This window comes from Halobellus clavatus (assembly GCF_900107195.1).
Classification (GTDB): domain Archaea; phylum Halobacteriota; class Halobacteria; order Halobacteriales; family Haloferacaceae; genus Haloquadratum; species Haloquadratum clavatum.
In genome coordinates, this window is the sequence record NZ_FNPB01000006.1 from 16,969 (window position 1) to 31,222 (window position 14,254).

Annotated in this window: 13 protein-coding genes; 9 read left to right on the plus strand and 4 right to left on the minus strand. The window is 65.7% G+C overall.

The genetic code is table 11. The features are described from left to right. The first annotated feature begins 45 nt into the window (after nucleotides 1–45). Nucleotides 46–1,536 (plus strand): cysteine--tRNA ligase, encoded by a 1,491-nt coding sequence (gene cysS / locus BLU74_RS09935; protein WP_089767131.1) that lies wholly within the window; start codon nucleotides 46–48, stop codon nucleotides 1,534–1,536. 24 nt (nucleotides 1,537–1,560) lie between these two features. On the opposite strand, the gene BLU74_RS09940 is transcribed toward cysS, so the two are convergent. After that, nucleotides 1,561–1,848 (minus strand): DUF357 domain-containing protein, encoded by a 288-nt coding sequence (locus tag BLU74_RS09940; protein WP_089767132.1) that lies wholly within the window; start codon nucleotides 1,846–1,848, stop codon nucleotides 1,561–1,563. A 162-nt stretch (nucleotides 1,849–2,010) separates the two neighbouring features. Here BLU74_RS09940 and BLU74_RS09945 point away from each other — a divergent pair, with 162 nt between their 5' ends. Further along, nucleotides 2,011–3,702 carry a sensor histidine kinase gene (locus tag BLU74_RS09945; RefSeq protein ID WP_089767133.1) on the plus strand — a complete coding sequence of 564 codons (1,692 nt, stop codon included), beginning with the start codon at nucleotides 2,011–2,013 and terminating at the stop codon, nucleotides 3,700–3,702. 170 nt (nucleotides 3,703–3,872) lie between these two features. Further along, nucleotides 3,873–4,937, plus strand: a complete 1,065-nt coding sequence (locus tag BLU74_RS09950; RefSeq protein WP_089767134.1) for an NAD(P)/FAD-dependent oxidoreductase — start codon at nucleotides 3,873–3,875, stop codon at nucleotides 4,935–4,937. Between the two features lie 43 nt (nucleotides 4,938–4,980). Here BLU74_RS09950 and BLU74_RS09955 read toward each other — a convergent pair whose 3' ends face one another. Together BLU74_RS09955 and BLU74_RS09960 are read right to left on the minus strand one after the other, a co-directional pair. Further along, entirely contained in the window at nucleotides 4,981–5,799 is an 819-nt protein-coding gene (locus BLU74_RS09955) for a hypothetical protein (RefSeq protein WP_089767135.1), read from the minus strand. A gap of 159 nt (nucleotides 5,800–5,958) precedes the next feature. Continuing rightward, nucleotides 5,959–6,351 (minus strand): type IV pilin domain-containing protein, encoded by a 393-nt coding sequence (locus BLU74_RS09960; RefSeq protein ID WP_089767136.1) that lies wholly within the window; start codon nucleotides 6,349–6,351, stop codon nucleotides 5,959–5,961. Between the two features lie 136 nt (nucleotides 6,352–6,487). Between BLU74_RS09960 and BLU74_RS09965 the strand changes: the two genes are divergently transcribed. The 3 genes from BLU74_RS09965 to BLU74_RS09975 all read left to right on the plus strand — a co-directional run bounded on the left by BLU74_RS09965 (nucleotide 6,488) and on the right by BLU74_RS09975 (nucleotide 10,110). After that, nucleotides 6,488–7,912, plus strand: a complete 1,425-nt coding sequence (locus BLU74_RS09965; RefSeq protein ID WP_089767137.1) for an MATE family efflux transporter — start codon at nucleotides 6,488–6,490, stop codon at nucleotides 7,910–7,912. A 152-nt stretch (nucleotides 7,913–8,064) separates the two neighbouring features. Continuing rightward, nucleotides 8,065–9,696 carry a BCCT family transporter gene (locus tag BLU74_RS09970; protein WP_089767138.1) on the plus strand — a complete coding sequence of 544 codons (1,632 nt, stop codon included), beginning with the start codon at nucleotides 8,065–8,067 and terminating at the stop codon, nucleotides 9,694–9,696. 129 nt (nucleotides 9,697–9,825) lie between these two features. Next, the gene (locus tag BLU74_RS09975; RefSeq protein ID WP_089767139.1) at nucleotides 9,826–10,110 is read left to right on the plus strand and encodes a DUF7545 family protein; all 285 of its coding nucleotides are present in this window, start codon (nucleotides 9,826–9,828) and stop codon (nucleotides 10,108–10,110) included. A gap of 18 nt (nucleotides 10,111–10,128) precedes the next feature. On the opposite strand, the gene BLU74_RS09980 is transcribed toward BLU74_RS09975, so the two are convergent. Next, nucleotides 10,129–10,974 (minus strand): ZIP family metal transporter, encoded by an 846-nt coding sequence (locus BLU74_RS09980; RefSeq protein WP_089767140.1) that lies wholly within the window; start codon nucleotides 10,972–10,974, stop codon nucleotides 10,129–10,131. A 155-nt stretch (nucleotides 10,975–11,129) separates the two neighbouring features. Here BLU74_RS09980 and BLU74_RS09985 point away from each other — a divergent pair, with 155 nt between their 5' ends. The 3 genes from BLU74_RS09985 (at nucleotide 11,130) to BLU74_RS09995 (ending at nucleotide 14,247) form a co-directional block, all read left to right on the plus strand. Then, the gene (locus tag BLU74_RS09985; protein WP_089767322.1) at nucleotides 11,130–11,438 is read left to right on the plus strand and encodes a MazG nucleotide pyrophosphohydrolase domain-containing protein; all 309 of its coding nucleotides are present in this window, start codon (nucleotides 11,130–11,132) and stop codon (nucleotides 11,436–11,438) included. A 47-nt stretch (nucleotides 11,439–11,485) separates the two neighbouring features. Then, the gene (locus tag BLU74_RS09990; protein ID WP_089767141.1) at nucleotides 11,486–11,953 is read left to right on the plus strand and encodes a YbaK/EbsC family protein; all 468 of its coding nucleotides are present in this window, start codon (nucleotides 11,486–11,488) and stop codon (nucleotides 11,951–11,953) included. Nucleotides 11,954–12,153: 200 nt separating this feature from the next. Next, entirely contained in the window at nucleotides 12,154–14,247 is a 2,094-nt protein-coding gene (locus BLU74_RS09995) for an acetate--CoA ligase family protein (RefSeq protein WP_089767142.1), read from the plus strand. Nucleotides 14,248–14,254: the final 7 nt, after the last annotated feature.

Below are 14,254 nucleotides of genomic sequence, written 5' to 3' on the forward strand. Positions count from 1 at the left end.
GCCGTTCCGACGACTTGAAAAACGCGTCCGGAGTATGAGGAGGCGATGACGCTGTCCGTGACCAACACCCTGACGGGCGAGCGCGAGGAGTTCGAACCGCGGAACGACGACGAGGTCCTGCTGTACGTCTGTGGGCTGACGGTCTCGGACGACGCACACCTGGGGCACGCTCGCCTGTGGGCGCACGCGGACGTGATGCACCGATGGCTGGCGTACGAGGGCTACGACGTCCGACACGTCGAGAACTTCACTGACGTCAACGAGAAGATCGTCGCGCGGATCGGCGAGGACGAATACGGAGACAGCGAGGCGGACGTCGCCGAGCACTTCACCTCGCACGTCATTCGCGATATGCGCGGGCTGAACCTCAAGCGGGCCGAAGTGTATCCGCGGGTCTCAGAGCACGTCCCCGAAATTATCGATCTCGTCGAGACGCTCGTCGAGCGCGGATACGCCTACGAGTCGAACGGGTCGGTGTACTTCGACGTCACGTCGTTCGACGACTACGGGAAGCTCTCGAATCAGCAGTTAGACGAGATCGAGACGCAGGGGCCAGAGGAGGAGCGCTCCGAGAAGCGCCACCCGGCGGACTTCGCGCTCTGGAAGGCCGGCGCGGTCGACCCCGCGGACGTCGCCGAACACCGCGATCCCGACCTCCACCCCATCGAGGAGCCCTCCGGCCAGACCTGGGAGTCACCGTGGGGCGAGGGGCGACCGGGGTGGCACGTCGAGTGCTCGGCGATGTCGATGACCCATCTGGACGACACCCTCGACATCCACGTCGGTGGCCGCGATCTGGTGTTCCCACACCACGAAAACGAGGTCGCCCAGAGCGAGGCCGCGACGGGCGAGCAGTTCGCGCGCTACTGGCTCCACGTCGGCCTCCTCCAGACCGCTGGCGACAAGATGTCCTCGAGTCTCGGGAACTTCCTCACCGTCGACCAGGCGCTCGACCAGTACGGCGTCGACGTCGTCCGGACGTTCTACTGCTCGACTGCCTACCGGAGCGAGCAGACGTTCGGCGAGCGCGAGATGGAAGAGGCACGAGAGCGCTGGGAGCGACTCGAACGCGCCTACGAGACCGCCGTCGATATCTGCGACGGGACCGACGCGTACGCGAAAGTCGAGGACGCGCAATTCCGAGAGGCGATTGCCGAGACGCGCGCGGACTTCGAGGCGGCGATGAACGACGACTTCAACGTCCGCGAGGCGATGGCCGCCCTCCTAGAACTGGCGACTGCGACGAACCGACACGTCGACGATCACGACGCCTACGACTACTGGGCGCTCCGGGAGGCCATCGAGGCCTTCGAGGACCTCGGTGGCGAGGTGTTCGGCCTCTCTCTCGGTGACGCGGCCACGGATTCGGGGACGGTGACGCTCGCGGAGGAACTGGTCGAACTCGTGCTCGACGTTCGCGAGGCCGAACGCGACGCCGGTAACTACGAGCGGGCGGACGAACTCCGCGACGACCTCGCCGACCTCGGCGTCGAGGTGCAGGACGAGGACGACGGGACGACGTATCGCTTCGAGTGAGCCGTCGCTGCGGTGCGAGGGCCGTTAGTCGGTCGTGAACAGTTCCGTCTCGTCGGGGATCCTGAACAGACCAAATCGGACCCCGGCGTCGAGCCAGCCGTACCCGTACGAGTACGCGGCGAGCGCGTTCACCGGATCGCCGTTCTCCCGGAAGTGCCGGCCGTCCTCGAGGTAGGACACGGCCATCTCTCTGCTCTCTGTGGCCGCCGCACCGAGCGGGCTCGATTCTGGGACAGCCACCTCTGCCTCGGCGAGCGCATCGGCGAGCATCGCCTCGTACCTGTCCGTCTTCTCGGCCAGATCAGCGGGCATACTGACACTCCCCTTCGCGAGGGTAAGTATGCTTCTGCCGACCGGGGCGCTCCGTCCCGGTGGCCTCGGCGACTTCGATGACCCGCCGCTGGGACACCCCTCGATGTTTCGAGGCATTCGAGACGAACGTTTATTAGTCGGTTCGTGTTTTGTGAGACCGATTTGGTAGAGCCACTCGGCGCGCTCGTCGTCCTCGCAGCCTTCGCGGCCGCCACCGGCACGCTCGGCCTGATGTGGTACTTGCGCCAGTACCGCGAGACAGTCAGCGCTCGGTGGTTCATCCTCACCCTGGGTGCACAGGCCGTCGTCGCCGCCGCGTACGGTGTCGGCTTACTCACCTTCGATCCGGTGCTTCGCCGGTACGCGGAGGCGAGCGTGTGGATCGGGTTGGTCTGGCTCGGCCCGTCGTTCCTGGCATTCGCCCTGAGTTATACGGGCCGGACGGATCTGTTCCGTTCGCGTGGCTTTCGGCTCCTGTTCGCCGTCCCCGCCGCTGGCAGTCTGCTCGCGCTCACCCATCCGGCGCACGACCTCCTGTGGCGCGGATTCCGGCTCTCCCCGCTGTTCGAGGTCGCAACGGTCCGGTACGCTATCCACCCGCTCGGCTACGCTCTCGCGCTGGCTTCCCTCGCCGCCGCCGCCGTCGCGGTCCTGCTGTTAGTCGAGACCATCGTCGCGTACGGGCCGCTGTACCGACGCGAGGCGATCGCAGTCGCGGTCAGCACGCTCCCGCCGGCCGCGGCGTTCGTTGTCTGGCTCGCCGGGGTGGGTCCCTGGCCGGAACTCAATCTCGGCGTGGCAATGTTGGTCCCGCACGTCCTCTTCGACACCTACGCGTTCGTGGGCACGCATATGTTCGAGACCAACCCGACGACCCAGCGGGCCGCCGCACGGAGCGCGCTCGACGACCTCGACAGCCCACTGCTCGTCGTCGACACCGACAGCCGGGTGGTGAAACTGAACGACCGCGCTGCGTCGCTGTTCGATGTCGACTCGACGGCGCGACGACCGACGGATTTTGAACGGCTCATCGGCGTCGACCTCGAGACGGTGCTCCGGGACGGAGAGATCGAGGTCGACGGGGAGCGGGGAGCCGTCTTCTCGGTCTCCTACACCGAACTGACCGATCCCGCCGGCACGGAGGTCGGGGGGCTAGTGGTGCTCTACGATATCTCGACCGAGCGCCAGCAGACCCAGCAACTCGACGTCCTCAATCGGATCCTGCGGCACAACCTCCGGAACGAACTGACAGTCATCCTCGGACGCGCCCGGTTGATCGAGTCCTCGCCGGATGCCGACCCCGGGTCGCAGGCCCGCACGATCCGACAGGCCGGCGAGCGACTCCAGTCGATCTCGGAGAAAGCGCGCGACTTCGCGCGGGTCGTCGAACGGGACGTCCAGTCCGTCGATGTCGACCTCGATTCGATCGTCGCCGACGTGGTCGAAGCGAGTAGCGACGAGCACCCTGCCGCGTCCGTCGACGTCGACATCGACGTTTCGCGACCGACGGTCCGGTCCGACCCGGAACTTCTGTCTCTGACGCTCTCGACACTGGTCGAGAACGCGGTGGTTCACGCCCCGACGGAGCCGACAGTATCAGTTCGCGTCACCGACGGGGCCGACGGCACGATCCGCATCGAGATCCGCGACAGCAATCCGGAGATCGATGCGGCCGAACTCGCGCCCATCGAATCGGGAACCGAGACCGCACTGGAACACGGCAGCGGCATCGGCCTCTGGGTGGCCACGTGGTGTGTCTCCGCCCTGGGAGGCGACCTGCACTTCCGATACGAGGACGGGAACGTCGCCGTCGTCGACGTGCCGGCGGGAGACGAGCCGGACTCGGAGGCGTGACGAGGCGATATCGGTCCTTCGAGGGGGCCAGGTGCGCGCTCTCGACCGTCTCGGGAGCGGCCGACGAGCACTGGCCGGAGGTGATATTGTGAAAAACGTGCAATACAGTTTGGCAGAGGCGACGCACGACAGCGGAACCTAAAAGGAGGGCACTGCCGAAGGGATGGTATATGGCATCAGACGCAGACGACGTCGTCGACCACCGACCGCTCATCGTGGCCGGTTCCGGCATTGCTGGCCTCTCAGCCGCAATCTACGCGGGCCGATCGAACAACGATCCACTCGTCTTCGAGGGCGACGAGCCTGGTGGCCAACTCACGCTGACTACGGAAGTCGACAACTACCCCGGCTTCCCCGAGGGAATCTCCGGACCCGAGCTGGTCCAGAATATGAAGCAGCAGGCCGAGCGATTCGGCGCGGAGATCAAAAACGGCATCATCGAGCGCGTCGACGGAGCGGAGCGACCGTTCACCGTCGAACTGGCGAACGGTGACGTCTACACCGCCGACGCGGTCATCGCGGCCTCCGGCGCATCCGCGCGGACGCTCGGCGTCCCCGGTGAGGACGAACTGATGGGCTATGGGCTTTCGACGTGTGCCACCTGTGACGGCGCCTTCTTCCGCGACGAGAAGATTCTCGTCGTCGGCGGTGGCGACGCGGCGATGGAGGAAGCGAGCTTCCTCACCAAGTTCGCCTCCACCGTCTATCTCGTCCACCGCCGTGAGGAGTTCCGCGCGGAGGACTACTGGATCGACCGCGTGATGGAGCAGGTCGACGACGGCGAGATCGAGATTATGCGGAACACCGAACTGACGGAGATCCACGGAAGCAAAGCGGATGGCGTCGATCACGTCACTCTGGTCGAAAACCCCGAGGGTCATCCCACGGACAAACTGGACGACCCCGACACCGAGGAGTTCGACTTCGATGTGGGCGCGGTGTTCTACGCCATCGGCCACACCCCGAACACGTCGTATCTCGAAGGCACCGGCGTCGACCTCGACGACGAGGGATACCTCGATACGCAGGGTGGCGAGGGCGGCGGGCAGACCGCCACGGACGTTCCCGGTATCTTCGGCGCGGGCGACGTCGTCGATCACCACTACCAGCAGGCCGCGACGGCCGGCGGAATGGGCGTGAAGGCAGCCCTCGACGCCGACGACTACCTCGAGGAACTGGAACGGTCCGGGCAGGCTGAGACGAGCGGGGAAGTCGCTACCGCCGAGTCCGACTAACCCACTTTTTTCGGCCTCGGCTGCGCCTTCGGCCGCTCCGGACTCAGCCCGCGAACGGCTCGGAAGGCTGGTCGTTCCCGCTCGGTGGGCTCTCGTCCCAATCGGCCGACTGCGGTGGCAACGTCGGCACCCGTCGGAGGCATCGGGCCGCTTTCGGCCCGAGCAACACGGCGTCCGCTGTCGCCGTCAGTTCCGCGTCATCGACGACGCTCCCGAACACGGCGAGCACTGCCTCTCGATAGGCTGCGTCGCACCGTCCCCCGAGTCTGACCGCGAAGCCGTCCGGTCCGGCCTCCAGTGACCGCCCGCGGCGGACCGTGTAGGTCTGCGACCAACGAATCCGCGTCGATCGCGGAGCCGATTCGAGCCACTGGACCGCCGCCGGCGACACGCCGACCTTCGAGCCGACGGGTGCACCGAGGACACCGGCGAGGAACCGGCCCAGATGACTCCCACCCGACCCGCTGGGTCTGCGCTCGGCTGTCCGGCCATCCGATTCCCCGCTGACGATCCGCGACGGCACGCCGGCAGCGTCGAACGCCGCCCGGAGGAGTCCCTCCGGATCGTCTGTCCCGATCACACACGACGGCACGAACGTCTCGCTCGCGATGCTCCCGCTGGCGAGCAGCCACGCGTGAAGGACCACCAGTCCCTCGAACGCCCGGCTCCCCGGCTCGGCGTCGAGCCAGCCGTGCCGCGCCGCGGTCTCGATCGCCCGCTGGGCGTGCGGCTTCGCGCCGTCGAACCACGGGCGAATCCGCCCCCGCGGCAGTCCGAGCGCCCGACTGGCCGCGTACGCTCCTCCCTCGGTGTGTGCCGCTCGCCAGCGCATCACGCGTTCGTACTCACCGACGCGCTCCACCCGGATGTGCCGTCGTAGGTATCCGCCACCCGTCTGGCGCGTTCAGTTCGCGATACCAACTGCTGATCGGTTCTATCGGACGACATAACTCTCGACTCATCGCGACGCGAAAATCCGTGCTCTCCGCTCGGTACGATCGAATCGAAATCGCGTGCCCGATCAGGGGGCCGTACTCTGTGAGATTGTGGCGGAGGTTTCTCCGTTCGTCGACGTCCAGATCACTCGCACTGTACTTTCTGGTTCATAGTCGGTGAGAACCTTCGAATCACCTGCTGAAATCGGCGTAGTCCAAGACTCATTCTGTGTCCCATCGGATATTGATACGCTCCCACTGCTGATCGTGTCCCCCGCTGAGTGTGTGACAGTGACGTCGCTTGAATTATAGTCGAAATCGAACGACGCCTGCGGCGCCGTCTGCTGGACGCTCTGGCCGAGGTTGAGCACGAACGTTCCGATGACGGCCGCGAGGATGACCGTGATCGCGACCATCAGGATAACGCCGATGACCGGACTGACCGCCGAATCGTCTGTAAATAAGTTCTTCAGTTGCATTGTATCTCGCTCCCTACTGCGGATTCATCTCCACCACATATAAGGCTAGTGTCAAAATTATCGAAATTGATATTTTGTGTGTGAGCGATCGATACAGAACGGAATCCCTTAGCCCGAGGCGTTCCTCCGTTCGCCTGTGTCCAGTCCCCGGGGGATCGAATCGTCCATCGCACGCGCACTGGCGACCGCGGGCGTCATCGAAGAGCCGCATTTCCACGACACCGTCGACCTGGCGTGGCCGCGGGTCGTCACCGGATTCGCGATTATGTCCAAGCGGACAGTCGACCTCGCACTGGTCGGACTGGTCATCGGGCCGACGGCCGTCGCGGGGTTGACGCTCGCGAGTGCCTTCTGGATGGTCGCGAAGTTCCTCGCGATCGGGCTGGCCGGGGGAACCGTCGCACTCGTCTCGCAGAACTACGGCGGCGGCGACGACGACCGCGCGGCCGCCGTCGTCCGATTGGCCGTCGTGCTCTCGATCCTGACCGGCATCCCGGTCGTCGCGTTCTTCGGGCTCGGAGCCGAGCCGCTCGTGTCGCTTCTCGGCGGCGACGCCGAAAGCATCGGCTACGGTGCGACGTACCTCGCCGTCGTCGCGCCGGGACTCTTCTTCGAGTACCTGAACCTGATCGCCAGCCGGACGTACGCGGGCGTGGGCGATACGGTCACGCCGATGGCGGTCCGGGCCGGTGGGGCGGTCGCGAACATCGCGCTCTCGGCCACGTTCGTGGTCGGGTTCGAGATGGGTGTGGCCGGCGCGGCCCTCGGGACGGCGGTGGCGACGGCGCTCGTGACGGTGGTGTTCGCGTGGGGGATGACGGGGCGCTCGTACGTCCGCGGTCGCGGGGCGAGTCCCGTCCCACTGACGCTCTCGGGACCGATCTTCGATCGGGAACTGCTCCGGCAACTCGCGACCGTCTCTGCGCCGCTCATCGCCCGGCGTGCCGCACAGGGCCTCGTCGTCTTCCCGCTGCTCGCCATCGCGGCGACGTTCGGTCCCGTCGCAGTCGCAGCGATCGGCGTTGGGCGCCAGGTCCGGGAACTGATGGGGAGTTTCACCTGGGGCTTCTCGATCGCGTCCTCGACGCTCGTCGGTCAGGAACTCGGCTCCGGTGGCGAGGCGGAAGCGGAGGCCTACGGCTGGGGGATCGTCCGACTCTCGCTGTTGATCTACATCGTCGTCGCCGCCGCGGTCGTCGTTTTCGCGGACCCGATCGCGGGAATCTTCGTCGACGATCCCGCCAATCAGGCGTTATCGGCGCGGTTCGTCCGCGTCGCGGCCATCAGCGTGATCGCACTCGGCGTCGACGGTTCGGTGACAGGCGCCCTCCGGGGCGCAGGCGACACCCGAATCCCCTTCCTCTCGGCACTCGCTGGGTTGTATCTCGTCGCGCTCCCGGCCGCGTGGCTCGGGACGGTCGTCCCGGCAATCGGAATCAGCGGCCTGCTCGTGGCGCTCTTGGCCGAAAAGGTGATTCCGATGGCGGTGAACCTCTGGCGGTTCCGTTCGAACCGCTGGAAGGTCGTCAGCCGCGGGTACCGTCCCGATCCGAGCGACTGATTCACCTGGACTCGCGGGTCGTCGAAAGGACGGGACGAGGCTATGTGGGTTTCGATAGACACCCTCAGCGGTCGATTGACCGCTGGGGATTTCAATGGGTTACATATGCACTATCATAATTGACAGTGTCTCATCCGAGGGTCCGTACGTGTATGCGAATGGGAGGCGAGAGCCTGAAACGATTCGTGGACGAACTCGACTCCGTGGTGTTCGGGGTCGGGTTCTCGGTATCGCTCGTAGCCATTCTGGTCTTCTTCCTCAATCCCGACGCGTCAGCGGACCGGATGAGCCAAATAAACGAATACCTCTGGACGGAGTTTATGTGGGTGTACATCGGGACGATGTTCCTGATGGTGACGTTCAGCCTCTGGCTGATGTTCGGTCGCTGGGGCAACATCAAACTCGGCAAGCCGAACGAGGAACCGGAGTTCGGCCTGTTGTCGTTCTTCTCGATGATGTTCTCGGCCGGCATCGCAGCCGGAATCGTGTTCTGGGGGCCGGCCGAAGCGCTCGCGCACTACGAGACCGTTCCGCCGCTGATCGGCGCTGAAGCCGGGACGCCCGGGGCTGCGGTCGGCGCTATTCAGTACACGCTCTTTCACTGGGGGATCTCCTACTGGGTGCCGTACCTGATCGTCGCGCTGCCGATCGCGTACTACGCCTTCCGGAAGGACGCGCCGATGCGTGTCTCGACGCTCATCGCCCCATTCGTCGGCATCGACAACCTCGACGGTTTCTGGGCGAAGACGATCGACGTCCTCGCGGTGTTCGCGACGATCGGCGGCATCGCCACGACGCTGGGCTTCGTCGGCCGGCAGTTCCTCACCGGCCTGCAGTACACGGCCGGCGTGTCGCTCGGCGACGCCGGGACCGTCGTCGTGATCACCGGTCTAACAGTCGCCTTCACCGTCTCGGTGACGCTCGGCGTGAAGAAGGGGATCGCGCGCGTCTCACTGTTCAATATGGCCGTCTTCGCTGGTCTGGCGGTCGTGACGTTCCTCCTGGGACCGACGAACTACATTATGAACACCGGGCTCCAGGCCGTCGGGAGCTACTTCGGTGAGTTCCTCTCGATGAGCCTCTACACCAACGCGACAGGGACCGGCGAGTGGGTCGGTAACTGGACGGTGTTCTACTGGGCCTGGGTGTTCTCCTGGGCCTGGGTGTTCTCCTGGGCGCCCTTCGGCGGACTGTTCGTGGCCCGCATCTCGAAGGGGCGGACGATCCGACAGGTCGTCGCGACGGCGCTCATCGGCGCGACGGCCTCGACGATTCCGTGGTTCCTCACGATGGGCGGGAGCGCCATCTTTTTCGAGCGCAACAACATCGCGCCGATGCTCCAGATGGTCGACCAGTACGGCGTCTCCGTCTCCGGCTTCCCGCTGTTCGGGGCGCTCCCGTTCGGCGGCGTTCTTTCGGCGGTATTTATGCTGCTCGTGGTGACGTTCTTCGTCACGTCGGCGGACTCCTCGACGCTGGCGCTCGGGATGCTCACCACCGGCGGCAAAGAGCACCCCTCGACGGTCAATCGGCTCATCTGGAGTGGACTGATGGGCGGGTTGGCGTCTCTGCTCATCGTCGGCGGCGGGATCGACGCCCTCCGTTCCTCCGCCATCATCACGGGCTTCCCCTTCGCGCTCATTTCGATCGTCGCGATAGCCGGGATGGCGTGGGAGTTCCAGTCGGTTTCACCGCTGCTCTCGTCGGATCAGGACCAGAGCCCGTCGGTGGCGCAGTCGGACGACGCAGCCCCGGTTGCCTCCTCGACCACCGACGACGACTGACGCGCTCGGTCGGGAGTCGACCCGACTCACACGCAGTCCGGATCGTCGGGTGTTGATCGACACGGTCGCGTTGGTGCGGTTCGCGGCCGATTCCCACAGACCCTTATGTCGAGCCCCCCCAGGTGGGGTATGGTCGACACTGAGACCTATACGATCGAAGCGCCGAACGGCGACGTCGAGGAACTCGAACTCCCCGAGGGACTCGCCGACGTCTTCACTGAGCAGGGCGAGTCGTCCACGGCCGTCGTCGGCGACCTCCTCGTCCAGTCGTTCGCCCAGCAGGCGCACGCCGTCGTTCACCACAGTCAGGGCGAGACACCTGCGGATCTGGACGCGCTGAACGGGAAGATGGAGGAACTCTTCGAGGAGCGCTTCGGCGTCCCGCTCGAAGAGGCGATGGGCCACAGCCACTGAGGCCGTCTGCGGGATTCGTCAGACGAACGCCAGCGGAACCATTGCGAGTACGCCCGCGGTAACGCCTGCCAGCAACTCACGCCGGCCGCCGCCGGGGAGCCCCGCACCGGCTTCCAGTGCCTCGGGAATGAACTCAGAGAGCACTAGATAGATCATCGCGCCCGCAGCGAAGCCGAAGCCCGCCGGGAGAAACTGCCGCGCCACGCGAACGAAATAGAACGCGAGCACCGCACCGATCGGTTGGGGCAAGCTGGAGAAGACCGACCACCAGACGAGTTTCCAGTTCTTCACGCCCATCGAGCGCAGCGGAATCGAGATCGCGACGCCCTCGGGAATGTTGTGGATCGAGATCGCGATCGTCATAAAGATCGCCAGCAGCGGGACGACGAAGCCGAAGAGCTCGGCTCCGCCCGCCAGACCCAGATCGGCGAAGGAGACGCCGACGGCGACGCCCTCGGGAAACGAGTGGATGGTCAGGACCCCGAGGATGAGGACCAGTTTCTTGAAGTCGGCCTCCTCGTACTGTCGCGGGTCGACCTCGGCGGCTTCGATGAGGTCGTGTGCGACGTAGACCAAAACGACCCCAGCGAACAGCCCGGTGCCGAGCAGAACGAGTTGCTGTCGGGGAATCGCCTCGATCGAGGCCCCCGACAGCGAGACGTTGATGTACGCGCCCAGGGCTTCGAGTACCAGTCCGAACACCGACGCCGAGAGCATAATCCCCGAGGCGATCCCCCACAGCGCGACGTTCCATCGGTCGCTCACGTCCGAGACGAAGAAGAACGGCAGCGCGCCCAACCCGGTGGCGAGCGCGGTGATGAACCCTGCGACGAAGACGAAGAGGAACGCTCCGAGAGCCACCATACCAGTGGCTAGCAGACGAACGAGTATAAATATTTCATATTCCTTACCAATTTTGGCAGACCTAAATCAGCCGTTCGAGAGGCTTCGGACTGATCGCAGTGTGCGTCGTTTCACAATCGAAACACTTTCGACCGAACACTCGTATGCGACGGACGATGCGCAACAGCCAGCGACGCGTCGCCGAATTTCTCGACGACGAGGACCTTCACGCCCCGCCAGCGTACAGACTCTTAGACCTGAGCGCGGAGGTCGGCGAACTGGCCGCAGACGCGACAGCGTCCAGCGGATACGGCTCCGATCCCGACGCGCTGTCGGTCCAGCGCGACGAGCTGGGTGACGCGCTCTTCGCTCTGCTCGCGCTGGCAGACGAACTCGATATCGACGCTGCAGCGGCACTCGAGGAATCGATCGCGAAGTACGAGGCGCGAATCGACGACGGAGGGGCGCCAGGCTCCGGCGAGTGACCCCTCACGGCGAAGTGCTCTTGCCGCCGGGCACGGAGTGAGCGTATATGCACGCACGAGCACGCGAGTTCGCCGACCGAGCACGCGAGCGATACGGCCTCGATCTGACGATCCAGGGGTTCCCCGAGGGCACGGAGACGGCTGCGGACGCCGCCGAGGCGATCGGCTGTGCGGTCGGACAGATCGCGAGCAGTCTGGTGTTCGCTGCCGACGGCGACCTGGTCGTCGTCGTGACGAGCGGTGCGAACCGCGTGAACGAGTCTCGGCTCGCGTCGCATCTCGGGAGCGAGTCCGTCTCGATGGCCGCCCCCGAGGAAATCAAAGACGTCGTGGGGTGGTCGATCGGCGGTGTCCCACCCTTCTGTCACGACGCGTCGCTCCCGGTCTACGTCGACGAGACACTGCTCGCACACGACACCGTCTGGGCGGCCGCGGGTGCCCCCACTGCAGTCTTCCCGATCGCTCCGGACGAACTCGTCGAACTCACCGACGCGACGGTCGTGGACGTCTGCTAGTGGGTACTCTCAGTATTCACCGCCGGGTGCCCCCCCGTTGACGGCGCCCGACGGTACGGGACGAGAGTAATCAGTATCTCTCTCGCGCCGATCGAGCGTTCGGGAGCAATCGGACGTGAGCGACCGGTTCGGCGATCGATAACTCGAAACCGAGTACACGAAGGCTGGATTTAAGCACCGAGGCGGAGTATCCCCAGCCGATGGCAGAGCTATCCGAGTTGTTCGCGCCCGAGCGCATCGCCGTCGTGGGCGCGACCGATCGCGAGGGCTCCGTCGGACGGGCCATTATGGAGAACCTCATCGATTCCTACGTCGGTGCGGTCGTGCCCGTGAATCCGAGCAGGGAGGCGGTCTTCGACCGCACTGCCTACGACGGGGTAGCGGAGACCGACGCCGACCTCGCGGTGGTGGTCGTCCCGCCGGACATCGCGGTCGAGGCCGTCCGCGAAGCCGGTGAAGCCGGAATCAAGAGCGTGGTGGTCATCACCGCCGGCTTCGGCGAGACCGGGAGTGAAGGTGCCGCCCGCGAGCAGGAGCTTCGAGCGGTCGCCGAGTCGTACGACATCGACCTGGTCGGCCCGAACAGCCTCGGGATTATGTCGACACCGGTCGGAATGAACGCCAGTTTCGGCCCCGAGGACGCACAGTCGGGCCGGATGTCGTTTATGAGCCAGTCGGGCGCGTTCATCACGGCCGTCCTCGACTGGGCCAACGAGCAGGGGATCGGGTTCAAAGACGTGGTGTCGCTCGGCAACAAGGCCGTCCTCGACGAATCGGATTTCGTCGAATCGTGGGGCGAAGACCCTGATACCGACGTGGTCATCGGGTATCTCGAAGGCATCGACGACGGACAGCAGTTCATCCGGACGGCCCGCGAAGTCACCCAGGAGACGCCAATCGTCCTCGTGAAATCGGGCCGAACCGACGCGGGCGCGCAGGCGGCCTCGAGTCACACCGGCACCATTGCCGGGTCCGACGAGGCCTACGAGGCGGGCCTCGATCAGGCCGGCGTCATCCGCGCGGAGTCGGTGCAGGAACTCTTCGACGCCGCCCGCGTCCTCGAGAGCCAACCGGTTCCCGAGCGCGACGGCGTCGCGGTGATCACCAACGCGGGCGGCCCGGGCGTGATGACCACAGACGCCATCGGCGACTCGCGGCTCTCGATGGCCTCGTTCACCGACGAGACGCTCGACGCCTTCCGGGAGGCGCTGCCAGCAGGCGGCAACGTCTACAACCCCGTCGACGTCGTCGGCGACGCAGACAACGAGCGCTTCCGCGACGCAATCGACGTCGCCCTGGCCGACGAGAACGTCGGGAGCGTCATCGTCCTCGCCTGTCCGACGGCGGTCCTCGACTACGAGGCGCTGGCCGAGGAGACCGTCGCGCTGCAGGCCCACCACGGCAAACCGGTCGCGGCCTGCTTTATGGGCGGCGGGCGGGTCGACGCCGCAGCGCGGACGCTCGCTGAGGCCGGGATCCCGAACTACTTCGATCCCGCGCGGGCTGTGGGCGGCCTCGACGCCCTCTCGCAGTTCCGCGACATCTCGACACGCGAGTACCGGGAGCCGACCGAATTCGACGTCGACCGCGACCGCGCGCGAGAGATCCTCTCCGCCGTCGAGGACCGCGAGGACACCCGACTCGGGGTCGAAGCGATGGAGTTGCTCGACGCGTACGGCATCGAGACACCCCAAGGCGGCATCGTGGATGCGCCCGCAGACGCACTGGAGATCGCAGAGGACATCGACGGCGACGTGGTGATGAAGATCGTCAGCCCCGACATTCTGCACAAATCGGACATCGGCGGCGTCAAGGTCGGCGTCTCCCACGAGAACGTCTACGACGCCTACGAGGACCTGGTCTCGCGGGCTCGCAACTACCAGCCGGACGCGACGATCATCGGCGTTCAGGTTCAGGAGATGGTCGACCTCGACGCCGGTGTCGAGACCATCGTCGGTGTCAACCGCGACCCACAGTTCGGACCGCTCTTACTCTTCGGACTCGGTGGGATCTTCGTCGAGACGCTCGAAGACACGACGTTCCGCGTCGCCCCCGTCTCGCGCCCCGAGGCCGCGGCGATGACCGACGAGATCGACGCCGCGCCGCTCCTGCGCGGGGCGCGCGGCCGCGATCCGGTCGACGTCGAAGGCGTCGTCGAGACGATTCAGCGGCTCTCACAGCTCGTGACCGACTTCCCCGCGATCTTGGAACTGGACATCAACCCACTGGTGGCCGGGCCAGACGGCGTTTCCGCCGTCGACGTGCGGCTCACCGTCGACCCCGACCGACTCTGACGGAGGA

What these genes read in the sequence shown, in the direction of transcription:
- cysS (WP_089767131.1), top strand. Translation starts at nt 46, where the DNA reads ATGACGCTGTCCGTGACCAACACCCTGACGGGCGAGCGCGAGGAGTTC.
- BLU74_RS09940 (WP_089767132.1), bottom strand. Translation starts at nt 1,848, where the DNA reads ATGCCCGCTGATCTGGCCGAGAAGACGGACAGGTACGAGGCGATGCTC.
- BLU74_RS09950 (WP_089767134.1), top strand. Translation starts at nt 3,873, where the DNA reads ATGGCATCAGACGCAGACGACGTCGTCGACCACCGACCGCTCATCGTG.
- BLU74_RS09960 (WP_089767136.1), bottom strand. Translation starts at nt 6,351, where the DNA reads ATGCAACTGAAGAACTTATTTACAGACGATTCGGCGGTCAGTCCGGTC.
- BLU74_RS09970 (WP_089767138.1), top strand. Translation starts at nt 8,065, where the DNA reads ATGCGAATGGGAGGCGAGAGCCTGAAACGATTCGTGGACGAACTCGAC.
- BLU74_RS09975 (WP_089767139.1), top strand. Translation starts at nt 9,826, where the DNA reads ATGGTCGACACTGAGACCTATACGATCGAAGCGCCGAACGGCGACGTC.
- BLU74_RS09980 (WP_089767140.1), bottom strand. Translation starts at nt 10,974, where the DNA reads ATGGTGGCTCTCGGAGCGTTCCTCTTCGTCTTCGTCGCAGGGTTCATC.
- BLU74_RS09985 (WP_089767322.1), top strand. Translation starts at nt 11,130, where the DNA reads ATGCGCAACAGCCAGCGACGCGTCGCCGAATTTCTCGACGACGAGGAC.
- BLU74_RS09990 (WP_089767141.1), top strand. Translation starts at nt 11,486, where the DNA reads ATGCACGCACGAGCACGCGAGTTCGCCGACCGAGCACGCGAGCGATAC.
- BLU74_RS09995 (WP_089767142.1), top strand. Translation starts at nt 12,154, where the DNA reads ATGGCAGAGCTATCCGAGTTGTTCGCGCCCGAGCGCATCGCCGTCGTG.